18 protein-coding genes, 1 pseudogene and 1 other annotated feature are annotated in these 23,616 nt (G+C 61.6%); of the genes and pseudogenes, 12 read left to right on the top strand and 7 right to left on the bottom strand.

Annotated features, from left to right (window positions below):
• Nucleotides 1–44: 44 nt before the first annotated feature.
• From fadD to AB5Y70_RS20660, 6 genes are all read right to left on the bottom strand, one after another.
• Nucleotides 45–1,721 (bottom strand): long-chain-fatty-acid--CoA ligase FadD, encoded by a 1,677-nt coding sequence (gene fadD, locus AB5Y70_RS20685; protein ID WP_010674700.1) that lies wholly within the window; start codon nucleotides 1,719–1,721, stop codon nucleotides 45–47.
• Nucleotides 1,722–1,917: 196 nt separating this feature from the next.
• Nucleotides 1,918–2,769, bottom strand: a complete 852-nt coding sequence (locus AB5Y70_RS20680; protein ID WP_029314513.1) for an alpha/beta fold hydrolase — start codon at nucleotides 2,767–2,769, stop codon at nucleotides 1,918–1,920.
• A gap of 9 nt (nucleotides 2,770–2,778) precedes the next feature.
• Entirely contained in the window at nucleotides 2,779–3,294 is a 516-nt protein-coding gene (locus AB5Y70_RS20675; RefSeq protein WP_010674698.1) for a Slp family lipoprotein, read from the bottom strand.
• A gap of 50 nt (nucleotides 3,295–3,344) precedes the next feature.
• Nucleotides 3,345–4,046, bottom strand: a complete 702-nt coding sequence (gene tsaB, locus AB5Y70_RS20670; protein WP_010674697.1) for a tRNA (adenosine(37)-N6)-threonylcarbamoyltransferase complex dimerization subunit type 1 TsaB — start codon at nucleotides 4,044–4,046, stop codon at nucleotides 3,345–3,347.
• A 97-nt stretch (nucleotides 4,047–4,143) separates the two neighbouring features.
• Nucleotides 4,144–6,063 carry an ATP-dependent DNA helicase gene (locus AB5Y70_RS20665; RefSeq protein WP_041201617.1) on the bottom strand — a complete coding sequence of 640 codons (1,920 nt, stop codon included), beginning with the start codon at nucleotides 6,061–6,063 and terminating at the stop codon, nucleotides 4,144–4,146.
• Between the two features lie 61 nt (nucleotides 6,064–6,124).
• A complete protein-coding gene (locus AB5Y70_RS20660; RefSeq protein WP_010674695.1) occupies nucleotides 6,125–6,370 on the bottom strand; it encodes a hypothetical protein in 246 nt (81 codons plus the stop codon).
• Nucleotides 6,371–6,560: 190 nt separating this feature from the next.
• Nucleotides 6,561–6,685, top strand: a sequence feature (His leader region).
• 29 nt (nucleotides 6,686–6,714) lie between these two features.
• Between AB5Y70_RS20660 and hisG the strand changes: the two genes are divergently transcribed.
• From hisG to hisIE, 11 genes are all read left to right on the top strand, one after another.
• Nucleotides 6,715–7,611 (top strand): ATP phosphoribosyltransferase, encoded by an 897-nt coding sequence (gene hisG, locus AB5Y70_RS20655; protein ID WP_010674694.1) that lies wholly within the window; start codon nucleotides 6,715–6,717, stop codon nucleotides 7,609–7,611.
• 31 nt (nucleotides 7,612–7,642) lie between these two features.
• The gene (hisD, locus tag AB5Y70_RS20650; protein ID WP_102948497.1) at nucleotides 7,643–8,968 is read left to right on the top strand and encodes a histidinol dehydrogenase; all 1,326 of its coding nucleotides are present in this window, start codon (nucleotides 7,643–7,645) and stop codon (nucleotides 8,966–8,968) included.
• Entirely contained in the window at nucleotides 8,965–10,035 is a 1,071-nt protein-coding gene (gene hisC / locus AB5Y70_RS20645; protein ID WP_052815011.1) for a histidinol-phosphate transaminase, read from the top strand. Before hisD ends, hisC begins: the two co-directional genes overlap by 4 nt.
• A 19-nt stretch (nucleotides 10,036–10,054) precedes the next feature.
• Nucleotides 10,055–11,188 carry a bifunctional histidinol-phosphatase/imidazoleglycerol-phosphate dehydratase HisB gene (gene hisB, locus AB5Y70_RS20640; RefSeq protein ID WP_102948496.1) on the top strand — a complete coding sequence of 378 codons (1,134 nt, stop codon included), beginning with the start codon at nucleotides 10,055–10,057 and terminating at the stop codon, nucleotides 11,186–11,188.
• A complete protein-coding gene (gene hisH / locus AB5Y70_RS20635) occupies nucleotides 11,188–11,811 on the top strand; it encodes an imidazole glycerol phosphate synthase subunit HisH (RefSeq protein WP_010674690.1) in 624 nt (207 codons plus the stop codon). The genes hisB and hisH overlap by 1 nt, the downstream gene beginning before the upstream one ends.
• Nucleotides 11,812–11,816: 5 nt before the next feature.
• Entirely contained in the window at nucleotides 11,817–12,563 is a 747-nt protein-coding gene (hisA, locus tag AB5Y70_RS20630; protein WP_010674689.1) for a 1-(5-phosphoribosyl)-5-[(5-phosphoribosylamino)methylideneamino]imidazole-4-carboxamide isomerase, read from the top strand.
• A 132-nt stretch (nucleotides 12,564–12,695) separates the two neighbouring features.
• Nucleotides 12,696–13,805 carry a two-component system response regulator gene (locus AB5Y70_RS20625; RefSeq protein ID WP_010674688.1) on the top strand — a complete coding sequence of 370 codons (1,110 nt, stop codon included), beginning with the start codon at nucleotides 12,696–12,698 and terminating at the stop codon, nucleotides 13,803–13,805.
• On the top strand, nucleotides 13,798–15,936 hold the full coding sequence (locus AB5Y70_RS20620; RefSeq protein ID WP_102948495.1) for a PAS domain S-box protein: 2,139 nt from the start codon (nucleotides 13,798–13,800) through the stop codon (nucleotides 15,934–15,936). Before AB5Y70_RS20625 ends, AB5Y70_RS20620 begins: the two co-directional genes overlap by 8 nt.
• Nucleotides 15,933–19,904, top strand: coding sequence for a PAS domain S-box protein (locus tag AB5Y70_RS20615; protein ID WP_102948494.1), 3,972 nt, complete (start codon nucleotides 15,933–15,935; stop codon nucleotides 19,902–19,904). The genes AB5Y70_RS20620 and AB5Y70_RS20615 overlap by 4 nt, the downstream gene beginning before the upstream one ends.
• 178 nt (nucleotides 19,905–20,082) lie before the next feature.
• Nucleotides 20,083–20,856 (top strand): imidazole glycerol phosphate synthase subunit HisF, encoded by a 774-nt coding sequence (hisF, locus tag AB5Y70_RS20610; RefSeq protein WP_010674684.1) that lies wholly within the window; start codon nucleotides 20,083–20,085, stop codon nucleotides 20,854–20,856.
• The gene (hisIE, locus tag AB5Y70_RS20605; protein WP_029314506.1) at nucleotides 20,849–21,484 is read left to right on the top strand and encodes a bifunctional phosphoribosyl-AMP cyclohydrolase/phosphoribosyl-ATP diphosphatase HisIE; all 636 of its coding nucleotides are present in this window, start codon (nucleotides 20,849–20,851) and stop codon (nucleotides 21,482–21,484) included. The genes hisF and hisIE overlap by 8 nt, the downstream gene beginning before the upstream one ends.
• A 33-nt stretch (nucleotides 21,485–21,517) precedes the next feature.
• Here the strand turns inward: hisIE and AB5Y70_RS20600 are convergent, their stop codons facing one another.
• Nucleotides 21,518–22,570, bottom strand: coding sequence for a KAP family P-loop domain-containing protein (locus AB5Y70_RS20600; RefSeq protein WP_010674682.1), 1,053 nt, complete (start codon nucleotides 22,568–22,570; stop codon nucleotides 21,518–21,520).
• Between the two features lie 73 nt (nucleotides 22,571–22,643).
• On the opposite strand from AB5Y70_RS20600, the pseudogene AB5Y70_RS20595 reads away from it, so the two are divergent.
• Nucleotides 22,644–23,560, top strand: a pseudogene (locus AB5Y70_RS20595) (IS5-like element ISAs13 family transposase).
• Nucleotides 23,561–23,616 lie beyond the last annotated feature (56 nt).

Genomic DNA, 23,616 nt, shown 5'->3' with positions numbered 1-23,616 from the left:
TTTTGCATAACGACAGCGCTGGACTGCAAAGCAGTGCATGCCGGTTACTGCTTGGCAATCTCCTCGTCGCGCAGCACGCGGCGCAGGATCTTGCCCACGTTGGTCTTGGGAAGTTCGTCGCGAAATTCTACCAGTTTCGGCACCTTATAGGCAGTCAGATGTTTGCGGCAGTGGGCAATTATCTCCTCTTCCGCCAGCTTTGCATCTTTCTTGACCACGAAGATCTTCACCTGCTCGCCGGACACCGGGTTGGGTACGCCGACGGCGGCCACCTCCAGCACCTTGGGATGCAGGGCCACCACGTCTTCTATCTCGTTCGGGTAGACGTTGAAGCCGGAGACCAGGATCATGTCCTTCTTGCGATCGACGATCTTGAAGAAACCCTGCTCGTCGCATACCGCGATGTCGCCGGTGCAGAGCCAGCCATCCTGCATCACCTCGGCGGTCGCCTCCGGGCGCTGCCAGTAGCCGGTCATCACCTGAGGACCGCGCACCTGCATCTCGCCGGGGGCACCCCGTTCGGTGACCTGGTTCCCCTCGTCATCCACCAGACGGATCTCGGTGGAGCAGACCGGCAGACCGATGGAGCCGTTGTAATCCACCAGATCATAGGGGCAGACGCTCACCAGGGGCGAGCACTCGGTCAGGCCATAGCCCTCCAGCAGCGGGGTGCCGGTCAGCCCCTTCCACTGCTCGGCCACCGCCCGTTGCACCGCCATGCCGCCACCGATGGTGAGCTTGAGCTTGGCAAAATCCATGCCCTTGAACTCGTCGTTGTTGACCAGGGCGTTGAACAGGGTGTTCACCCCTGTGATGCAGGTGAAAGGATACTTCTTGATCTCTTTGACAAAGCCCGGGATGTCGCGGGGGTTGCTGATGAGCAGGTTGTAGCCCCCCAGACGCATGAACAGCAGGCAGTTCACCGTCAGGGCGAAGACGTGATAGAGCGGCAGCGCCGTGACCACGAACTCCTTGCCGCGCTCCAGCACAGGGCCATAGACACCGAGGCACTGCTCGACGTTGGCGATCATGTTGCGATGAGTCAGCATGGCCCCCTTGGAGAGGCCGGTGGTCCCGCCGGTGTATTGCAGGAAGGCGATGTCCTGGTTGCTGATCTCGGGTTTGATGTACTGCAGGTAGCGCCCCTTGGCGAGGGCCTGACGCATGGTGCTGGCATGGGGCAGGTTGTACTTGGGCACCAGCTTCTTGACGTATTTGACCACGAAGTTGACCAGGGTCCCTTTGGCCAGCCCCAGGTTGTCCCCCATCCGGGTCAGGATCACGTGCTTGACCGGGGTGTCATACACCACTTTTTCCAGGGTGTGGGCAAAGTTGGAGACGATGACGATGGCCTTGGCGCCGGAATCTTTCAACTGATGCTCCAGCTCGCGCGGGGTATAGAGGGGGTTGACGTTCACCACCGTCATGCCGGCCCGCAGGATGCCGAATACCGCGATGGGGTATTGCAGCAGGTTAGGCATCATCACGGCCACCCTGTCCCCCTTGCCGAGCTTCAGCTCGTTTTGCAGGTAGGCGGCGAAGGCTCGGGACTGCTCCTCCAGCCGGCGGTAGGTAATGGTCTGCCCCATGTTGACGAAGGCGGGTTGATCGGCGAACTGGTTCACCGACTCTTCAAACATCTCGACCAGAGAGCCGTATTGGTCTGGATTGATCTCGGCGGGCACCCCTTCTGGATAACGCTTCAGCCAGACTCTTTCCACGAACTTCTCCTGCATAACTCGCACCTGTGCGCTCACTGTGTTGCCTCCGTCCCTGTCACATCCATTTCAATCAATTGTTTTAAGTTCATGCTCTAATGCCGCACATATTTACATAAGGCAACATCAATTAACAGTGAATTAACAACGGGAAATGTGAGGGAGAAAGCAAACCTGACATGATTCAAAGCCGCCGATCCTACCGGATTTGAGCGAAGTTTTCGATATAAACGGCGGTTTCTGATGAATTTTCCATATGAAAATGATGGCCTCCTGCCACTGTCACCCGTTCGATGTGGCCAAAGGCCGCCTCCCGCAACTGCCACTGTGCCAGGAGCCCGGGGAAGCCCTGCTCTCCCCGGATAAAGAGCACCGGACAGACGATGGCCCGGATCAGGGCCTGGGCCTGCCCCTCGCTCATGCGCAGGGGCGAGAGATCGCGAAGACGGGGATCACTGCGCCAATACCAGCGCCCTGCCCGCGCCTCCAGTTGTCGCTCGCAGATAAGGCGTGCCGCACTCGGGGGGATGTCCGCCACCTTGCAGCGGGCAGCCACCGCCTCCTCGAGGGTGGCAAATCCACTGGTTGCACGCTCACGGGTACGAGTGCGGTTGAGGATGGCGCGGCGCAGCTGCCCCGGTACCTCCTCGTCGGGCTGGCTCAAGGGGCCGAGCCCCTCCAGCAGAATGAGCCGCTCGATTTGCTCGGGAAAGACGCCGGCATAGGCAGAGGCAATCAGCGCCCCCAGGGAGTGACCAAGCAGGATGAAACGCTGCCAGCCCGCGGCCTGGCTGATCTGGTAGAGATCATCCAGCCAGTCCACGAAGACATAGGGAGTCGACTTGTGATCGGAGTGACCATGGCCCGGCAAATCGACGCAGACCAGATGAAACGCCCCCAGCCAGGGGGCCAGAGGCAAAAAGCTGGCACCGTTGTCGAGCCAGCCATGGAGGGCCACCAGCAGCGGTCTGCCCTCCTGACCATTGTCCAGCAGGGCGATGTGCCGCCCGTCCGCCAGGCGCAGCCTGCGCTCCTGCAATGTCGCCGTCATCCGGGCTCCTCAGCGGCGCAGGGACCGTCTGGGCCAGAAGGGATCATAGAAAGGATCGTAAAAGTAGGGATCCATGTAGCGGATCTCCACCTCCTTCACCGGTGGCCACAGCTTGCTCCCCGTCACCTTGAGTACCGAGAAGCGATACTTGTGCTCGCCAATCTGGCTGTCCACCGGCTTGTCGAGGGTGCCGAGCACCGTCAGGCTGCGACCCTTGGCATAGAGGGTCGGGTCGACAAACCCCTGCATGATGGCGAGAAAACGACCTGGGCTCTGCTCGGTCTGCTCCGGCACCCCATTGGACTTGAGGGGCAGATAGACCACCTCGATGACACTCTGATCCGCCTTGTTGTGGACCGCCGAGATGACACCGCTCCAGCGGGCCGGCTTGCCTTCCATCCCCTGCAGAGCGGGTTGATAGGCCACCAGCTGATCCGCAGGCTCATAGGCAAGCTCTTTGGGCACCGTGCTGCAACCGCCCAGCAGCAGCCCCACCAATCCCAGCATGATCACGGATTTTCTCATTCGTCTCTCCTTCATCGTCCGACAAAGCAGCCCGGGGCAGCCGCTGCCGTTTATTCGCGACCCGGCAGTTTCTTCCAGGTCACCTTGTCACGCAGATAGACAGGGGTGGCTTGCTCAACCGGCACCGCCTCACCCGCAAACCAGGCCTGGCGTGCCAGAGGCAGCATGTCGGCGGCCGCCGGGAAACGCACCTGGCTTGGCATCAGCACATCTGCCAGGCCGCCCAGAGTCTCGCCATAGGTTTCAAAACCGGTGCCAACGCAGCTCACCGCGCCAGTCAGCTTGTCACGGGCCTGCACCAGTGCGGCTGGCTCGCTCACCACCTCCTCGCCCACCAGCGTCATCACTCCGTCCACCAGGGCGTAGTGGCCGAAATAGACCTCGTCCATGCGCGCATCGATGGCGGCAAGCACCTGCTCGGCCCCTTCCAGCTTATGGGCCCCCTGGGCCATGGCCGCCAGGGTGGAGACACCGATCATCGGCACGCCGGCACCAAAGGCGAGCCCCTGGGCCACGCTGATCCCGATCCGTACCCCGGTGAAGGAGCCAGGCCCACGACCGAAGGCGATGGCGTCGAGCTCATCCAACGATAGACCGGCTTCATCCAACAGAGCCTGAACCATGGGCAGGATCTTGCGGGTATGGTCACGGGGCGCCTCTTCCCAGCGGGAAAAGAGGGTATCGCCCACCAAGAGGGCTGCGGAGCAGGCTTCGGTGGCGGTATCCACGGCCAGGATCTTCAACTCATCCATTCTTTTTATTCTCTTCACATCAGTCAGTTAAATCGTCAGCATGGCCAAGGCCTGCCGTCATGCATGGCCGGGGGCAATCAGCCCCGGCGCGGCGGACTCACTCCCGTGGTCCGAAAAATTCTCCCAGGGTCGCCAGCTCCCGGGTCCGTGGAATGGCAGGCAGGCTCTTGATGAAGGTGGCGCCATAGGGCTTGTTGACCACCCGGGGATCACAAATAACCAATACGCCGTGATCACTGCGATCACGGATGAGCCGCCCCACCCCCTGCTTGAGGGCAATCACCGCCTTGGGCAACTGCAGCTCGGCAAAGGGATCCCCCCCCTTGAGCTTGCAATCCTCCACCCGTGCCTTGAGCTGGGGATCGTCCGGGCTCGCAAAGGGCAGCTTGTCGATGATAACACAGGACAATGCCGCCCCCCGCACGTCTATCCCCTCCCAGAAACTGCTGGTGGCCACCAGCACGGCCCGACCGTTTTCCACGAAGGTCTTGAGCAGCCGCTGCTTGTTGTCTTCCCCTTGCAGCAGGACGGTGCGGCCGATTTCCCGGCGTAGCACCTCAGCCACCTGGCGCATCACCTGATGGCTGGTGCAGAGGAAAAAACATCCCCCCGGCGTCTTGTTGATGAGGGGGATCATCAGGGTCGCCAGCTGCTCCCCGCGCCCGAAGGCATTGGGCTCTGGCAAGAAACGGGGTACGCACAGGCGCGCCTGCTCGGCGTAATCGAACGGACTGTCGAGAATGAGTTCGGCGCTGCCGGCCAGCCCCATCTCGGCGACGAAGTGGGCGAAGCGATTGTCCACCGTCAAGGTGGCCGAGGTGAAGATCCAGGCCACCTCGGGGCGCTGCACCTCGGCACCGAAGCGCTCGGCGACCGACAGCGGCGTCAGATTGAGGGTAAAGTGCAGACGCGAACAGTCATACCAGTAGGAGAAACCGGTCTGGTTGACCGCCAGCACCTCCCCAAGGCGGGTGCGCAGCTCGCTGATGCGCTCGAAACAGTGATCCAGCAGCTCCCCTCGCCCGAGCGCCAGTTTCAGCACTTCATAACAGAGCCCGATGGCATCGTTGAGACGGGCCAGCGCCTGGGCCCAGAGGGATTGTCTCAGCAGATCCCGGGTGTTGCCGCGCCCCCCCTCCACGCCGAAGGCAAGGCGCAGATCCTGACTGGCAATGGCGAGCCTGTCCGCCGCCTTGCCAAGCTGGGCCATGTCATGAGCCTCTGCCCGGTAGGCGAGCTGGATATCCTGCGCCAAATCCTGGATGGTGCGGCTGCCCACGGACTTGCCGAAGTAGTGGCTGGCGATCTCGGGCAGCTGGTGCGCCTCGTCGAAGACATAGACCTGCGCCTCGGGCACCAGCTCGCCAAAGCCGGTGTCTTTGACCGCCATGTCGGCGAAAAAGAGATGGTGGTTGATCACCACCACCTGGGCGTCCATGGCACGGCGCCGGGCGATGACCAGGTGACAATCATCGTAATAGGGGCAGTCGCGACCCAGGCAGTTGTCGTTGGTGCTGGTGACGTGGGCAAGGATCTCGGCGTTCTCCTGTAGCCCCGGGATATCCCCCACATCGCCGTTGTCGGTGGCAGTCGACCAGGATTTGACCTTCACGAGATCGCTCAGGATCTCGGGCTTTTGAAGATGGGATTCACTCAACAGCCGGTTCATCCGCTCGATGCAGAGGTAATTGCTGCGCCCCTTGAGCAGTGCCACCGGCGGGGTGTAGTGAAGCGCCCCCGTGATGGTGGGCAGATCCCGATAGAAGAGCTGCTCCTGCAGGTTCTTGGATCCGGTGCTGATCACCACCCGCTTACCGGATTCCAGCGCAGGCACCAGATAGGCATAGGTTTTGCCAGTGCCCGTTCCAGCCTCCACCAGCAAGCGGCCACCTTGCTTGATGGCGCGCGACACCGCCTCGGCCATCTCCAGTTGCGGGGCACGGGCCTTGAAGCCGTCGATATGGCGGGCCAGGGGGCCGTCTGGCTTGAACAGGGTCTGGATGATGGTCAAAGGCATGTCCCGCTGCAAAAGCGGGCATTATGCCAAAAGCGCGGAAAAAGCGGGACTGATAATGCGTTCAGACGAAGAGATCAATCCGGTGGTCCGGATCCGGTTTGTGATCATCATCCTGCACCGCTGGTTGATCAGGCTTTGGCGGCTGCTCTCTCTGCTGGTGATGCTGGCCACCGCCGCCATTGTCGGTGCCTATCTTGCGCAGCTGATGTTTCTGGCTGATCTGGGTCACCTCCCGCTTGATGTCATCCGGGCTCGGTGTCGAGGGTGCGCGGGGCAGGATGGGAAATAACAGATCCTGGCTGGGCATGATGTCGCCTCCTTTGGCATCTCATTGTCTAGTTATCGACCAGAAAACCGTTTTCTCAACTTTAATCGTCCTGATCACATTTTTCGGTTGCATTTTCTGTCAAGGCAGGTAGTTTAAATCGGGCGTCAACAACGGCATCTGATTTGTAAAGGATTGATTACATCATGAAGTTCACCACCCTGAAGACTCATCATCACCATCATCATCCCGAATAGTCTTTCAGGAGGTTGACTGCTGGAAGACACTTAACTGGTGACTTCCAAAAGGACCGCAAGATTCATGAACCCTCGGAAGCACATACTTCCGAGGGTTTTTTTCGTTTTTGACTAGAAGGAAATCGAGCAATGGAAACACAACGTCTGCGCATCGCCATGCAAAAATCCGGTCGTCTGAGCCAGGATTCCCAGGCCCTCTTCAAGAGCTGCGGCCTCAAGATCAACCTGCGGGAACAGCGCCTCATCGCCCATGTCGAGAACATGCCCATCGACATTCTGCGAGTGCGTGATGACGACATCCCGGGTCTGGTGATGGAAGGGGTGGTCGATCTTGGCATCATCGGCGAGAACGTTCTCGAAGAGGTGCAGCTCATCCGCGCAGCCCAGGGGCAGCCCTTTGCGGTGAAGACCCTCAAGCAGCTCGACTTCGGCGGCTGCCGCCTCTCTCTGGCGGTGCCGGACGATGTCAACTACACAGGACCCGAGAGCCTGGCCGGCAAGCGCATCGCCACCTCCTACCCCGGTCTGCTCAAGCGCTTCTTCGACGAGAAGGGCCTGGGCTTCAAGAGCGTGATGCTGGGTGGCTCGGTGGAAGTGGCCCCCCGCGCGGGTCTGGCCGATGCCATCTGCGATCTGGTCTCCACCGGCGCGACCCTGGAAGCCAACGGCCTGAAAGAGGTCGAGGTGATCTACCGCTCCAAGGCCGTCCTGGTGCAGGCTCCCAACCCCCTGAACGATGCCAAGCAGAAACTCATCGACAAGCTGCTGCCCCGCATCCAGGGGATGCAACAGGCGCGCGAAAGCAAATACATCATGCTGCACGCCCCCAAAGACAAGCTCGATGCCATCACCGATCTGCTGCCGGGGGCGGAGCGTCCCACCATCATGCAGCTCGCCGGTGACACCAACCAGGTGGCCCTGCACGTCGTCTCCAGCGAAACCCTGTTCTGGGAGACCATGGAACAGCTCAAGGCCCTGGGTGCCAGCTCCATCCTGGTGCTGCCCATTGAAAAGATGATGGAATAAGCCGAGAGAGATGGAATAAGGAAGACACATCATGCAGACCCTGATCTGGAAGACCCTCTCCCCCGCCCGGCAAGCCGAAGTCCTGACCCGGCCCGCCCTTGGCGACGAAGCCGACATCGGTACCGTGGTGCGAGACATCATTGCCGCGGTACGCAGCCGGGGCGATGAGACCCTGCGCGAGCTGAGCCAACGTTTCGAACGTGCGCCCCGCGAACAGCTTCGGGTGAGCGACGCGGAAGTGGATGCCGCCTGCGCTCGACTCGGTGATGACATCAAGGGTGCCATCGAGGCCGCCATCGCCAATATCCGTACCTTCCACGCCGCCCAGGTACAGCCCGTCGTCCGAGTCGAAACCCAGCCCGGGGTACTGTGCGAGCTGCGCACCCAACCCATCAGCCGGGTCGGCCTCTATGTCCCGGGAGGCAGCGCGCCGCTCCCCTCCACCGTGATGATGCTGGCCATTCCGGCAAGCCTGGCCGGTTGCCGTGAGGTGGTGCTCTGTACCCCGTCTCCGGCGAGCGACGAGATCCTGTTTGCCGCCCGCGCCTGTGGCGTCCGTCAGGTGTTCGCCATCGGCGGCGCCCAGGCCATCGCGGCCATGGCCTATGGCACGCAAACCATCCCCAAGGTGGACAAGATCTTCGGCCCGGGCAACGCCTATGTGACCGAAGCCAAGGGCCAGGTTTCCCGTGACTGGCGGGGCGCCGCCATCGACATGCCAGCCGGCCCCTCCGAGGTGCTGGTGATCGCAGACGAGAGCGCCAACCCGGCCTTCGTGGCATCGGATCTGCTCTCCCAGGCCGAGCACGGCCCCGACAGCCAGGTGGTGCTGGTCACCACCTCCGCTTCCCTGGCCGATGCCATCGGCAGCGAGATCCAGGCGCAACTCGCCGACCTCAGCCGCCGCGACATCGCCGAGCAAGCCCTGAAGGCAAGCCTGGTGATCCTCTGCGACAACCTGGAGGAGGCCTGCGCCATCTCCAACGCCTATGCACCGGAACACCTCATCGTGCAGACCCGGGCCCCCCGGGATCTGCTGGACAAGCTCGAGAACGCGGGCTCCATCTTCCTCGGGGCATGGACACCGGAGTCGGTCGGTGATTACGCCAGCGGCACCAACCACACCCTGCCCACCTACGGCTATGCCCGCACCTGCTCGAGCTTGGGGCTTGCCGACTATCAGCGCCGCTACACGGTTCAAGAGCTCACTGCAGACGGCATTCGCGGCCTTGGCCCCATCGTCCAGCGCATCGCCCAGGCCGAGGGGCTCGATGCCCACAAGCATGCCGTCACCCTCAGGTTGAACACCCTGGCCGCCGAGCCCCAACAAACAGCACAGCAGAAGGATTTGTCATGAGCATCGTCAATCTGGCCCGTCGCGTTGTGCGGGCTCTCACTCCCTACCAGTCCGCTCGCCGCATCGGCGGCCAGGGCCACGTCTGGCTCAATGCCAACGAGGCCCCCCTGGCCTATCCCTTCACCGTCGAGGGGAGCCGCCTCAACCGCTATCCCGAGTGCCAGCCGGCCGAGGTGGTGAATGGCTATGCCGCCTACGCCGGGGTCAATCCGGATCAGGTGCTGGTAAGCCGCGGTGCCGACGAGGCCATCGAGCTCTTGATCCGCACCTTCTGCGAGGCAGGGGAAGATCAAATCCTCATCTGCCCCCCCACCTACGGCATGTACGCCATCAGCGCCGAGACCTGTGGCGTGGGGATTGTCGAGCAACCATTGACCGCCAGCCGTCAGCCGGACTGGCCCGCCATCGCCGATCGCCTCTCTGACGTGAAGCTGGTGTTCCTCTGCTCCCCCAACAATCCCACCGGGGATCTGGTGGGCCGCAAGGGACTCGTCGCCCTGCTGGAGAAGGCCCGGGACCGCGCCATCATCGTCGTGGACGAGGCCTACATCGAGTTCTGCCCGGAGGCCTCCGTGGTGGACCTGCTCGCCCAATACCCGAACCTGGTGGTGACCCGCACCCTCTCCAAGGCCTTCGCCCTGGCAGGGATCCGCTGCGGCTTTACTTTGGGGGATCCAGAGGTGATTGCCATGCTGGCCAAGGTGATCGCGCCCTACCCCATTCCCGACCCCATCGCCCAGATTGCCGCCCAGGCGCTCTCTCCCATGGGGCTGGAACTGATGCAGGAGCGGGTGCTGGAACTCAACAAGCAAAAGGCGCTCATCAAGGCGGAGCTGCTTCGTCTGCCCTGCGTCAAGGAAGTGTTCGAGGACAAGGGCAACTTCGTGCTGGTGCGCTTCAAAGATGGCGCCGCCGTGTTCGCCGCCATGAAGGCCGCCGGCATCATCTTGCGTGATTTCTCCAGCAAGCCTGGCCTTGACAACAGCATCCGCATCACCATCGGCTATCAGGGCGAAATGGACGCCGTGCTGGCCGTGCTGCGTGACCTGCCCCCACCCTCTCTGTAAGACAAGCAAGGATGTAGCGATGAAAACCCCGTTTTTGTTTATCGACCGTGACGGCACCCTGATCGAGGAGCCGGTCACCGACAAGCAGGTGGACAGCCTTGCGAAGCTGCGCTTCGAGCCCATGGTGATACCTGTGCTGCGTGAGCTCCAGGCCGCCGGCTACGTGCTGGTGATGGTGACCAACCAGGATGGGCTCGGCACCGCCAGCCTGCCCCTTGAACACTTCCAGCCGCCCCACGACCTGATGATGCACCTCTTCGAATCCCAGGGCGTCACTTGGGAGCAAGTGCTGATCTGTCCCCACTTCCCCACCGACGGTTGCAGCTGCCGCAAGCCTCACCTTGGGCTGGTGAAGGAGTATCTCGCCTCGGGCCGCATCGACTTTGCCAACTCCTTCGTGATTGGCGACAGACAGACCGACATCCAGCTTGCCGAGAACATGGGCATCCGCGGCATACGCTACCACCCGCAAGATCACGGCTGGACTGCCATTCGTGATCAGCTGCTCTCCAAGGGGCGCGTGGCCGAGGTGGAGCGCTACACCAAGGAGACCCGCATCCAGGTGGCGGTGGATCTCGACAAGAGCGGTGGCAACCAGATCGCCACCGGCATCGGCTTCTTCGATCACATGCTGGATCAGATAGCGACCCACGCGGGCTTTCGCCTCAAGCTCAAAGTGTGCGGCGATCTGCACATCGACGATCACCACACGGTGGAAGATGTGGGATTGGCACTGGGTCAAGCCCTGCGCCAGGCCCTTGGCAACAAGCGCGGCATCGGCCGCTTCGGCTTCGTGCTGGCGATGGACGAGGTGCAGGCGGTGATCGACGGGCGTCCCCGCCAGGAGGCTGACAGCACCTCGCTGACCGAGCTGGACGTGGCCACGGCGCTGGATCTGAGCGGCCGTCCCTACTTCGTGTTCGACTGCCCGAGCGGCTTTGGTCGCGACAGCGTGGGAGAGATGGCCACCGAGATGGTGCCCCACTTCTTCCGCTCCCTCTCTGACGCCATGGCCATCACCTTGCAGATGAAGGTGGGCAGCGGCAACACCCACCATCAGGTGGAAGCGCTGTTCAAAGGCTTTGGGCGCGCCCTGCGCCAGGCCATTCGCGTGGAAGGGAGCGAGCTTCCCTCCAGCAAGGGGGTGCTGTGATGGGGAGACAGAACCTGGTCATCATCGACACCGGCTGCGCCAACCTCACCTCGGTGCGCATGGCGTTCGAGCGCCTCGGCGTGCAGCCCAGGGTGAGCTGCAAGGCCGCCGACATCGAGCAGGCGGACAAGCTGATCCTGCCCGGCGTCGGCACTGCCATCGCCGCCATGAAGAACCTCAATGAGCGGGAACTGGTGCCCCTCATTCGCGCCGCCAAGCAGCCGCTGCTCGGTTTTTGCCTCGGCATGCAGATGCTGGCACAGGCCTCGGAAGAGAACATGAGCGCCGATGGCAGCGAAGGAGCGCTCATCGACTGCCTCGGCATCGTGCCTGGCAGGATCCGCCTGATGGAGGTGGGCAACCTGCGCCTGCCCCACATGGGCTGGAACCAGATTGAACACGACGAGACCCACCCGCTACTCAAAGGCATCCCCAGCGGCAGCTACTTCTACTTTGTCCACTCCTATGCGCTGGAGGTGACCGACGCAACCCTGGCGACCTGCGACTACGGCCTGCCCTTTACCGCCATCGTCGGGCGGGACAACTTCTTTGGCGCCCAATTCCACCCGGAGCGATCCGGCCCGGCCGGTGCCCGCCTACTGCAAAACTTTCTGGAGCTATGACAGGCATGATTATTCCCGCAATCGACCTTATCAACGGTCAGGTCGTGCGCCTCTACCAGGGCGACTACGGCCAGAAAACCGCCTACAGCGACAACCCGCAGGCCCGCTTCGATGACTATGTCAGCCAGGGGGCGGCGCAGCTGCACCTGGTGGATCTGGACGGCGCCAAGGATGCCAAGGCCCGCCAGTTGGCCCTCATCGCCCAGCTGCTGTCCGCCACCGAGGCACCGGTGCAGGTCGGCGGCGGCGTGCGCAGCGAACAGGATGTGGCAGACTTGCTGGCGGCCGGCGCCAGCCGGGTGGTGATCGGTTCCACCGCCGTCAAATCCCCGGATCTGGTGGCCAGCTGGATGGAGAAATATGGTCCCGAGCGCATCGTGCTGGCCCTGGATGTCAACATCGATGAACAGGGCAACCGCCACATCGCAGTGGCTGGCTGGCAGGAGAACAGCGGCATCTCCATCGAGGCGCTGATCGAGCGCTTCCTCCCCGCCGGACTCAGACACGTGCTCTGCACCGACATCAGCCGTGACGGTACCCTGGCGGGCACCAACGTCGAACTCTACCGGGATCTCTGTGCCCGCTACCCGAGCGTCGGCTTCCAGGCGTCCGGCGGTATCGGCGGTCTGGCGGATATCGAGGCGCTCAAGGGAACCGGCGTCAAGGGGATCATCCTCGGCCGTGCCCTGCTGGAGGGCAAGTTTGACGTGGCAGAAGCCATTCGCTGCTGGGGTGACGGCCGCGCTGCGTGACGCGCCCCTTTCCGGCATCAGACAGCCTGCCCATCCGGGCAGGCCTCTTTCTCCCCGATGGGGGCGAACCTTATGATTTGGCAGCAATTGGCTCTATACTCGACCTCACAGGGATAGCGTCATGGAAGACATATGTTGACACCTCACAACGCCACCATCCTGATCGTCGACGACTCACCCGAAAATCTGATGGTACTGACCGAATTGCTTTCGCCTCATTACCGCGTGCTGGCTGCGCAGAGCGGGGAAAAATGCCTGCGCATCGTCAGCGCGGATCCAAAGCCTGACCTCATCCTGCTGGATGTGATGATGCCCGGCATGGATGGTTATGAAGTGCTCAGGCAATTGCGTCAGTCCCCGATCAGCAGCCGTATTCCCGTCGTTCTGCTCACCGCCCTCGCCGACCCCCAGAGCGAGGAGTTCGGCCTCTCCCTCGGCGCTGCCGATTACATCACCAAGCCCATCAAGCCGGTGGTCGTTCAGGCCCGGGTGCGCACCCAGCTGGAGGCCAAGCAGGCCCGTGACGGCCTGCAAAACCAGAATGCGGCGCTGGAAGCCGAGGTCGCGCGGCGAATGGCGGAAAACGACCTGATCCAGCAGGTCTCCATCCGCGCACTCGCCCATCTGGCGGAGATCCGCGACCCCGAAACCGGCAACCATATCCTGCGCACCCAGGGCTACGTACGTCTGCTGGCCAGCGCCCTGGCTGATCACCCCCGTTTCGCCGATACCCTGACCCCGGGTTACATCGACCTGCTGAGCCGCTCCGCACCGCTTCATGATATCGGCAAGGTGGGCATTCCCGACCACATCCTGCTCAAGCCGGGCAAGCTGACTCCGGAGGAGTGGCAGATCATGCGCACCCACGCCAAGCTCGGCAGCGATGCCATTGAGGAGGCCGAACAGGACATGGAGCAGCCCCTGGCCTTCCTCACCCTGGCCAAGGAGATCGCCCACTGGCACCACGAGAAGTGGGATGGCAGCGGCTACCCGGACGGCTTGCAAGGGGACGCCATCCCCCTCTCGGCTCGCCTGATGGCGCTGGCAGACGTGTTTGACGCCCTCATCTGCGCCAGGGTCTACAAGCCGGCCATGAGCTACGACGAGGCTCGCGCCCTCATCCTCTCCGGCAGCGGCCACCATTTCGATCCCGATGTCGTGACCGCCTTCGATCGCCATTTCGACGCATTCGTCACCATTGCCGAACGCTACCAGGATGGCAGCGAGGCCGTGGATGGCTGAGGCTCCTCTGACCCGGGCACATGTGCTCAACGTCGTGCTCACCTATGCCGCCGTGGCAAGCCTGTGGATCCTGCTCTCCGACAAGGCGGTGGAGTGGCTGTTCAGCACCCCTGCCCAGTTCGCCATGGCAAGCACCATCAAGGGCTGGCTCTTTATCCTCATCACGGCCCTCATGCTTTATGCCATGCTGCATCGTCGCATTGACACCACCGGCAGCACACCTGTCTTTACGCGGCGTCAATGGATCCCCTTCCTGTTGCTCAACGGGCTCATTTTGGCCCTGACCGCCATGGCCATCGCCCGCAACATCGAACTGGCACGCAACAAGGAGGTGGCTCGTCTCGAAGCCATCGCGGATCTCAAGAGCCAGCGCGTCACCGAGTGGCTCGACAACCGCGATCAGGATGTCCGCCAGATCATCGAGAGCCCGCGTTATGGTGCCCTGCCTCCTGATGGGCTGACGGCAAAGACACAGTGGCTGACACAACTGCAGGACGTCCTCTCGCTGCGTGGATTCCAGGGGGCGACCCTGCTTGATCCTGCCGGCCATATCCTGTGGCAGACCCCGGGGGCTGGCCCCGTGAATAGTCCCCTGCAGGCCGCCCTTTCCCGGGTTGAGGCAGGCAAGGTGCTCAGAGTGGCCCCCTATGTCGATGGAAAGGGATACGCCAGACTGGATTTTCTGGCTCCCCTCGGCCCGTCAGGCCACGGGACCACCGTCCTCGCGCTGCACATCATCGGTACTGACTGGGCCGATCGCATCCTTCGTACCTGGCCCATCCCAGACAGCAGCGGAGAAGCCATTCTGTTTCGCCAGCAGGGGGATCAGGTCCACTATCTGAGTAGCCTGCGCTATCGCCCGGAACCGGCTCTCACCCTGCACTATCCCGTCACCCACCCCACCCTGCTGGCAGCCCAGTATTTGCGGCTCGCCGAACGCGGCACGCCCCAGGTGCTTTATGGCCAGGATTACCGGGGCAGCGAGGTCTTCGGGGTTGTCTATCCGGTCATGAACACGGACTGGTACCTGCTGGCCAAGATCGACAAGGCGGAACTCTACCAGGCCACCTTCAAGGAGAGCGTCTGGATCGGTCTCATCGGCCTGCTGGTGCTCTTTGTCACCAACGCCGGCATCATCCTGCTGCGCCAGCACACCCGGCTGCAGATGGCCGAGCAGCTTCAGCACTCCCAGTCCCAGCGGCTGGAGGCGTTGCAACTGCTCTCCGCCATCGCCGACAGCTCGGAAGACGCCATCTTCGCCAAGAACAAGGAGGGCAGATACATCCTCTTCAACCGGGCCGCCAGCCAGTTTGTCGGCAAGCCGGTTGACGAGGTGCTGGGCCAGGATGATCTGACGCTCTTCCCGCCGCAGCAGGCGCAGATGCTGATGGCATCCGGGCGCAAGGTCATAGAGCGCAACCGGGTGCAGACCGAGGAGGAGTACCTGACCCTGCCCGATGGCGAGCATGTGTTTCTCGCAACCAAAGGCCCCTTGCAAGACAGCGAGGGGCAGGTGATCGGGATCTTCGGCATCTCTCGGGACATCACGGACTTCAAACGGGCCGAGGCCGACTTGCGAGAGCGCGAGGGGCTGTTCCGTGCCCTGGTGGAGCAATCCCTTGCCGGGATCTACATCATCCAGCAGGGTCGGCTCTGCTACATCAACCCCTGTTTTGCCCGACTGTTTGGCTATGACACCCCGGGGGCGCTGATCGCCGTTGGCCAGTTACACGCCCTTGCCGCTCCCAAGGACAGCACCAGGGTCGCCGAGCTGGTGCACGCGTGCGAGCAGGACGCGCGCGATATCCACACCCGCTTCAGTGCCCTGCATCAGCACGGGGAATCCCTGGAGGTCGAGCTGTACGGGCGGCGCGTCGACTACCTCGGCCAGCCCGCCATCATCGGCATTCTGCTCGATGTCACCGAACGGGAGCAGGTTGAACAGGCCCTGACCCGCCAGGCCAGCGAGCTGCGCCAGCAGAACCATGAGCTGGAGCGGTTCAACAAGGTGATGGTGGACAGGGAGCTCGCCATGCTGGCCCTCAAGCACCAGATCAACGGGCTCTCCCGTCAGCTCGGAGTGCCGCCCCCCTATCCCCAGGCCCCCATGCCACCGGAGGATCTCCCATGATGAGCTGGTCACCCCTGTGGCATGTGCGCCCCTCTACCCAGCGCTGGGGGATCTCCCTGCTGGCCGTGCTGCTGCCCGTTCTGATGTTGCAAATCCGTGTCCAGCTGCCCATCGCCTTTGGTGAGCGACCGCTGCTGGTTCTCTTCATGCTGCCCATCATCGTCTGCGCCCTGTTGGGGGGCTTGTTGCCTGGTCTGCTCTGCACCCTGATCACCGCCCTGGTCACCAGCTATTTCATGCTCCCCCCCATCTATTCACTGAGTGTCGAGGCTGGCCAGGATCTGGTGCAATGGTGCCTGCTCATCGCCAACGGTCTGCTCATCAGCGTGCTCAGTGCCGCCTTTCATCGCGCCCGGGCCAGAGAGGTCCTGCGCTGGCAGGAGCTGATGAACACCCAGAACCAGTTGCAGCAGAGCGAGAACCGCTTCCAGGTCACCTTCGAACAGGCAGCGGTCGGCATCGCCCTGGTCTCCCCCGATGGACACTGGCTGCGTGTCAATCAGCGGCTGTGCCACATCCTGGGCTACCGGGCCGACGAGCTCACCGGGATGACGTTCCAGCAGTTGACCCACCCGGACGATCTCTACCTCGATGAGGCCCATGTGGCCCGGATGCTGGCGGGAACTATCCCCCACTACACCCTGGAGAAGCGCTACCTGCACAAGGGGGGCGAGATCATCTGGACCACTCTGACGGTGGCCCTGGTGCGCGACGCCGAAGGCAATCCCGACTACTTCATCTCCATCATCGAGGACAACCGGCAGAACAAGGAGACCGAGGAGGCGCTGCGCCGCAATGAAGCCATACTGCGCGAGTCCCAGCGTCTCGCCAAGATAGGGAACTGGCGCTGGCGCGTGGCCGATGACAGCCACTTCTGGTCACCGGAGATCTATCGCATCTATGGCCGGGATCCGGCCCTCCCCCCCGCCGTCTATCCCGAGGTCAGAAAATACTTCACTCAGGAGGGGTGGCACACGGTGGCCCAGGCCGTCGAGCGCTGCAGGATGGACGGGCAGCCCTACGAGTGCGATGCCGAAGTGATCACGGAGCAGGGGGAGACCGCCTGGGTCATTGCCCGCGGGGCGGCGCTCAGGGACAGGGATGGCACCATACTCGAGCTCTACGGCACTGTGCAGGACATCACGGAGCGCAAGCTCGCGGAGCAGCGCCTGCAACACAATCAGCAGATGGCGCTCGATACCCAGCGTCGTGCTCGCCTCGCAGCCCTGAACCTGATGGACGACGCCATCAGTGCACGGGTGCGCGCCGAAACCGTCAGCAGCGCCCTGCGCGAGAGCGAACAGCGCCTGCTGATGGCCCAGGAAGGAGCCCATGTCGGCATCTGGGAATGGGACATGGTCAGCAACCGCCTCTTCTTCTCGCCGGAATGCGCCCGCCTCTATGGCCGCAGTGCCGAGGCGCTCGGCGAGCTGGCCGCCTGGCAAGCCTGCCTGCATCCGGATGACAGGCCCCGCATCGAGCAGTTGCTGGCGGAGCGGGCGGTCAGCGGCGCCCCCGTCGAGCTGGAGTTCAGGATCCTGCTGCCAGATGGCGGCATCCGCTGGCTGGTGAGCAAAGGGAGCGTCTATCGGGACGCCCAGCAACGGCCCGTGCGCCTCCTTGGCATCCATCTGGACATCACCCAGAGCAAGCTGGCCGAGCAGCAGTTGCGCCAGTTGTCCCTGGCCCTCGAACAGAGCCCTGACGGCGTCTTCATCACCGACACCCGGGCGCACATCGAGTACGTCAACCCCGCCTTCCTCGCCGCCAGCGGTTACCAGCAGCACGAGGTGATAGGCCGGACCCCGTCCCTGCTGCGCTCTGGCCTCACCCCGGATGCCAGCTATGTCGCCCTGTGGGATGCCATCAACCACGGCCAGCGCTGGCATGGCGAATTCATCAACCAGCGCAAGGATGGCTCCCACTACCAGGTGCTGGCCACGGTGTCGCCGATCCGCCAGGAGAGCGGCGAAATCACCCACTACGTCACGGTCCAGGCCGACATCACCGAGAAGAAGCAGCTCGGCGAGGAGCTGGACCAGTATCGCTACCACCTGGAGGAGATGGTCAACGAGCGCACCCGGCAGCTGGCCCAGGCCCACCAGCGGGCCGAAAGCGCCAACCACGCCAAGAGCGCCTTCCTTGCCAATATGAGCCACGAGATCCGCACCCCCATGAACGCCATCCTGGGGCTCACCTATCTGCTCAAGCGCGACACCCGGGATCCCACCGACCTCGAACGGCTGACCAAGATAGACACTGCCGCCCAGCACCTGCTCAGCATCCTCAACGACATCCTGGATCTCTCCAAGATAGATGCGGGCAAGATGACGCTGGATCTGACCGATTTCTCCCTCACCGCCATGCTGGACAACGTCCGCACCCTGATGAGCGACCAGGCCAGGGCCAAGGGGCTCACCATAGTGACGGACATCGGCGATACCCCCGCCTGGGTGCACGGCGACATCACCCGCCTGCGCCAGGCCCTGCTCAACTATGCGGCCAACGCCATCAAGTTCACCGAGCAAGGAACCGTCACCCTGCGCGTCAAGCTGGCCCGCCCCCTCACCACCGGCTACCTGCTGCGCTTCGAGGTGGAAGACACCGGCATCGGCATCACCCCTGCACAGCGCGAGAAGCTGTTCCAGGCGTTCGAACAGGCGGATGTCTCCACCACTCGCAGATATGGCGGCACTGGCCTTGGCCTTGCAATCACCAGCCGGATCGCCGCCCTGATGGGGGGGGAGGTCGGAGTCACTAGCGAGCCTGGCCAGGGAAGCTGCTTCTGGTTTACCGCCAGGCTGTTCAAGGCAAAGGAGGACGCCCCTTCCCGGACCCCGTCCGAGCAGGGGAACCAACAGTCCTTCAGCTTCCCTCGCCACGCCCGAGTCCTGCTGGTGGAAGACAACGCCATCAACCGGGAAGTGGTGCTCGAGCTCCTGTGCCACAGCGGCCTCGTCATCGAGACGGCCGTCAACGGCCAGGAGGCCCTGACCCGCGTCAGCCAGCACCCCTTCGACCTCATCCTGATGGACATACAGATGCCGGTGATGGATGGCTACAGCGCCACCCGCGCCATCCGGGCCCTGCCCGGCATGGACAGGCTGCCCATTCTGGCGCTCACCGCCAGCGCCTTCGAGGAGGACAGAAAGGCGAGCGCATCGGCCGGCATGAACGATTTCATTGCCAAGCCCGTCACCCCCGCCAAGCTGTTTGAAGCCCTGCAGCGCTGGCTGCCCCAAGGCAAGGTCCCCGAGCTTGCCCCGGACGACAGCACTCGCCATCCCGTGACAGGCCCCCTTGCCCGCCTGCAGGCACACCCGGGTCTGGATCTCGACCAGGGGCTGGCGGCCCTCAACGGCAATCAGGAGAAATACCTGGCCCTGCTTCGCTACTTCATCCATGAGCATGGCCAGGACATGGCCCGGCTGCACTGCCACTTGCAGGCCGGGGAGCACAGCGATGCGACCCGCATGGCCCACAGCCTGCGCGGCGTGGCGAGCACCCTGGGGGCACATGAGCTATCGCGCCACTGCCTGGCCCTGGAGCAGGCCATCGCGGGCGGCGACACTGAGCCCACCGGACTCATGTCATCCATCGATGAGGAGATTGCCACCCTTTGCGCTCTGCTCGGGGACGATCTCGCCGCCCCGACCACCGATCTGGTGCCCCTGGGAGATCAGTGGCGCCAGCAATTGCTGGGCCAGATGGAAGCCCTGCTGGTGCAAAGCGACACCGCCGTGATCCCCCTCTACGAGCAGTATGCCGGTCCCCTTCGCCTCATGCTGGGGTCTCGCAGCGACACCCTGACCAGGCAACTGAAGGCGTTTGATTTTGATGCCGCCCTGCTCACCCTGCGCCAGCATATGGCAACGGACGAGACCCACCCGGACGATCGGGCTCCCCTCCCCGAGGCGCCAGCCTGCCATCCGGGGCAGGTGAAGGGCGACAAAGGGTTGAATCACTGAATGAAGTCATGCATATAGTGGGGTGCCCAGAGGCGACTAGACGGCCTGCCGGGCCTGTCGTTTCCCCCGTCAGGGGCCCCCGTTCAAGGCATGCCAACCCTGTTCCCGTCCGCCGCCCGGGCCAACGCCGGCGGCAGAACGACGTTTCTTTAACCGTGCTTTACATGGAGCAATGAGCATGTTGTCAAAGCGTATTATCCCCTGCCTCGACGTCAAAGATGGCGTGGTGGTCAAGGGCGTGCAGTTTCGCAACCACGAGGTGATGGGCGGCATTGTCGACCTCGCCCGCCGCTACGCCGCCGAGGGCGCCGATGAGCTGGTCTTCTATGACATCACCGCCTCGAGCGACGAACGGGTAGTAGACAAGAGCTGGGTAAGCCGGGTGGCGGAAGTCATCGACATCCCCTTCTGCGTCGCCGGCGGCATCAAGAGCGTGGAGGATGCCCGCCAGATCCTGGAATTCGGTGCCGACAAGGTCTCCATCAACTCCCCCGCCCTGGCCGATCCCACCCTGATCACCCGGCTCGCCGAGCGCTTCGGCGTGCAGTGCGTGGTGGTGGGTATCGACTCCTACTTCGATGCCGCCCTCGGTCAATATCAGGTCAAACAGTTTACCGGCGACGAGAGCCGCACCCGCACCACCACCTGGACCACCCTGGAGTGGGTACAGGAAGTGCAGCGCCGGGGCGCGGGGGAGATAGTGCTCAACGTGATGAACCAGGACGGCATGCGTCAGGGATACGACCTTGAGCAGCTCAAGCTGGTGCGCGCCGTGTGCAAGGTGCCCCTCATCGCCTCCGGCGGCGCCGGGGCCATGGCGCACTTTCGCGATGCCTTTACCCTGGCCGACGTGGACGGGGCGCTGGCCGCCTCCGTGTTCCACAAGGGCCTCATTCCCATTCCCGAATTGAAACGCTGGCTGAAAAACGAAGGAGTCGCCATCCGTGAATAATCAAGCAGTAGACAATGCATTGCCGCTGGCCGAGCGCCTGGACTGGGCCAAGTGTGAGGGCATGATCCCCGCCATCGTCCAGCATTCCCTCAGCGGCGAAGTGCTGATGCAGGGCTTCATGACCCGCGAGGCGCTGGAAAAGACCCAGACCACCGGCCAGGTCACCTTCTTCAGCCGCAGCAAGCAGCGCCTGTGGACCAAGGGCGAGAGCTCGGGCCATGTGCTCAAGCTCGTCGCCATCACCACCGACTGTGATCAGGACTCCCTGCTCATTGCCGCCGACCCGGTCGGCCCCACCTGCCATCTGGGCAACCCCTCCTGCTTCGACGGCCACCCCGTGCCGCCGCTCGGCTTCCTGGCCGAGCTCGAACAGATCCTGGCATCACGCAAAGGGGCAGATCCCGCCACCAGCTACACCGCCAGCCTCTATGGCAAAGGCACCAAGCGCATCGCCCAGAAGGTGGGTGAAGAGGGGGTGGAAGTGGCCCTGGCCGCCATGGCGAAAGACAGAGAAGAGCTCATCAACGAATCCGCTGACCTGCTCTACCACCTGACCGTCTTGCTGCAAAACGAAGGCTTGGGTTTGAAGGATGTGGTGCAGCGCCTGCATGAGCGCCACACCAAGTGATCTGATAATAAAGCCGGGATTTCCCGGCTTTATTTAGTCAAGGTGTACTGCCAGCTCTACTAAATTCTTATACGTTGCTAAACGTCGCTCCAACTGTGACAGCTCTTTTTCGGCCAATATAGTATTTTCTTCTACAGTCAAATTTCGCATTCGCTTAGCACAATCTTTTGCCAACGTGATTAAACGATAAGAACATTCATCATCTGAACCCGGTTTGAATAGGTTTTCATAAGACATGAGCAAAACGTTCTTTAATGAAACCATATATTCACCATCTCTAAATGGATTTAAATATCGTTCATAATCGACATCCTCAACATAACTTCCTATGGCACTTCCTGCTTTTATAAAGCATTGAAAGTATTGCTCTCCATACTCATTCATTAGTGTATTGAAACCTTTTAGCTTTGGATGGTTATCTGTCGTAGGCATTTTGCCATCCGCTACAGCGCGATAATCTTCATTGTTTTTCTCGCACAGAGAGAACAAGTAAACAAGAAAAATTAGATTTAATGTGCATCCTTGATAATTCACGATGGAAGCAAACGTTCTATCCAACACTTGCTCTGTTTTTCTTAAGCTCAATAAAAAATGATCACTGACAGCTGTCAATATATTTACCAATACTTGGGTATCAGTTATCTCCGGCCATACCTTGACATGCTCAAAATGCAATTCTTTATCTGCTATTGTCTGTTGAATAAACTCTCGCCGAGAGATACTGCCTAACGTAAATCGTCTATGAAAAAATCGTCCAAGATAGCTCTCCGCATCAAAGCCTTCACCATAAATTACCTTGATAGCATGCTGAAGTTGTTCGGTATCCGTTGCGAGCACAAACACCACACCAGAGATATCGAAGATATGCTTGATGGTTTCCAGCATTTCTACCGCATAGGAGGGACGACAGCGATCCAGCTCATCAATCAAAATAAAGGCGGGATAATCCAAACGACCTTTGTCATCCAATTGATCCAAGTTAGCAGAAACAGCGGCCTCAACCCATTGCCGGATCTCTTTTTTAAGATACTGGATAGATTCATAACGCTCTCTATGATTACTACAGAGAGTGGCGTTGTTGCCCAAATCGATGCAGCTTGAATGGAACTAACTGAGGACTTGGTGATCTGATCACCACCATCTCCTTCAAGTCTGCATCATGAGCACGTCGCTTCACCCCATCACCAACTGGCCTACATACAACAAATCTTTGATTAACCGTGGTTCACTCACCTTCTGGGTTGATGCCGAGGCCATGAACAACTGCTTTCACCACGGCCATCATGGGCGGCGGGGCCGCAGCCAACTATACACTGACCAGACCATCTGCACCTTCCTGATGCTCAAGGGGATTTTCAACCTCACTCTGCGGGCACCCAGGGACTACTCGACTCCCTGTTCGAGTTGATGAACGTACCGCTTTGTGCCCCCGATTACAGCTGTGTCAGCAAGCGAGCACGCACGGTGGCGGTGGCTTATCGACAGCCCTCTAAGGGGCGCATCACTGACTTGGTTATCGATTCGACGGGCCTGAAGGTATTTGGTGAAGGCGAGTGGAAGGTCAGAAAACACGGCGCCGAGAAGCGGCGAGTGTGGCGCAAGTTGCATCTGGCGGTAGACCCGGTGACCCACGATATCGTGGCGGCGGAAGTCTCGCTGGAAAATGTCCATGATGCCGAGGTGTTGCCGACCTTGCTCAACCCACTGCGGCGCAAGCTGGGACGTGTTTATGCGGATGGCGCCTATGACAGCAAAGCCAGCCATCAGCTAATCTCGCGCAAAGGGGCGACAGCCTGTATCCCGCCTCGCAAGAACGCTGGGCTATGGGAAAAAGGACATCCAAGAAATGAGGCTGTGCTGGTGATGCGCAAGGAAGGGCTGGCGCACTGGAAGAAGATATCGGGGTATCACCGTCGCTCGCTGGCGGAAACGGCGATGTATCGGTTCAAGCAGTTGCTGGCGGGGAGAATCAGTCTGCGTAACTACAATGGCCAAGTGGGAGAAGTCATGGCGTATGTCAGTGCCATAAACAAACTGAATACCCTTGGTCTGCCTGTCAGAAAGCCCCGAGTGTAACGGTCACTTGGGGCTGGGGCAGTTGTGGCTTGATGGTTGATTTGGGAAACAGCGCC

This window comes from Aeromonas sp. s1(2024) (genome assembly GCF_040908005.1).
In the GTDB taxonomy this organism is placed as follows: Bacteria; Pseudomonadota; Gammaproteobacteria; order Enterobacterales; family Aeromonadaceae; genus Aeromonas; species Aeromonas caviae.
Note: the sequence above shows the minus strand (reverse complement) of the source record. Positions and strands in the feature narration are given on the sequence as shown.

What these genes read in the sequence shown, in the direction of transcription:
- AB5Y70_RS20680 (WP_029314513.1), bottom strand. Translation starts at nt 2,769, where the DNA reads ATGACGGCGACATTGCAGGAGCGCAGGCTGCGCCTGGCGGACGGGCGG.
- AB5Y70_RS20675 (WP_010674698.1), bottom strand. Translation starts at nt 3,294, where the DNA reads ATGAGAAAATCCGTGATCATGCTGGGATTGGTGGGGCTGCTGCTGGGC.
- tsaB (WP_010674697.1), bottom strand. Translation starts at nt 4,046, where the DNA reads ATGGATGAGTTGAAGATCCTGGCCGTGGATACCGCCACCGAAGCCTGC.
- AB5Y70_RS20665 (WP_041201617.1), bottom strand. Translation starts at nt 6,063, where the DNA reads ATGCCTTTGACCATCATCCAGACCCTGTTCAAGCCAGACGGCCCCCTG.
- AB5Y70_RS20660 (WP_010674695.1), bottom strand. Translation starts at nt 6,370, where the DNA reads ATGCCCAGCCAGGATCTGTTATTTCCCATCCTGCCCCGCGCACCCTCG.
- hisG (WP_010674694.1), top strand. Translation starts at nt 6,715, where the DNA reads ATGGAAACACAACGTCTGCGCATCGCCATGCAAAAATCCGGTCGTCTG.
- hisD (WP_102948497.1), top strand. Translation starts at nt 7,643, where the DNA reads ATGCAGACCCTGATCTGGAAGACCCTCTCCCCCGCCCGGCAAGCCGAA.
- hisC (WP_052815011.1), top strand. Translation starts at nt 8,965, where the DNA reads ATGAGCATCGTCAATCTGGCCCGTCGCGTTGTGCGGGCTCTCACTCCC.
- hisB (WP_102948496.1), top strand. Translation starts at nt 10,055, where the DNA reads ATGAAAACCCCGTTTTTGTTTATCGACCGTGACGGCACCCTGATCGAG.
- hisH (WP_010674690.1), top strand. Translation starts at nt 11,188, where the DNA reads ATGGGGAGACAGAACCTGGTCATCATCGACACCGGCTGCGCCAACCTC.
- hisA (WP_010674689.1), top strand. Translation starts at nt 11,817, where the DNA reads ATGATTATTCCCGCAATCGACCTTATCAACGGTCAGGTCGTGCGCCTC.
- AB5Y70_RS20625 (WP_010674688.1), top strand. Translation starts at nt 12,696, where the DNA reads ATGTTGACACCTCACAACGCCACCATCCTGATCGTCGACGACTCACCC.
- AB5Y70_RS20620 (WP_102948495.1), top strand. Translation starts at nt 13,798, where the DNA reads ATGGCTGAGGCTCCTCTGACCCGGGCACATGTGCTCAACGTCGTGCTC.
- AB5Y70_RS20615 (WP_102948494.1), top strand. Translation starts at nt 15,933, where the DNA reads ATGATGAGCTGGTCACCCCTGTGGCATGTGCGCCCCTCTACCCAGCGC.
- hisF (WP_010674684.1), top strand. Translation starts at nt 20,083, where the DNA reads ATGTTGTCAAAGCGTATTATCCCCTGCCTCGACGTCAAAGATGGCGTG.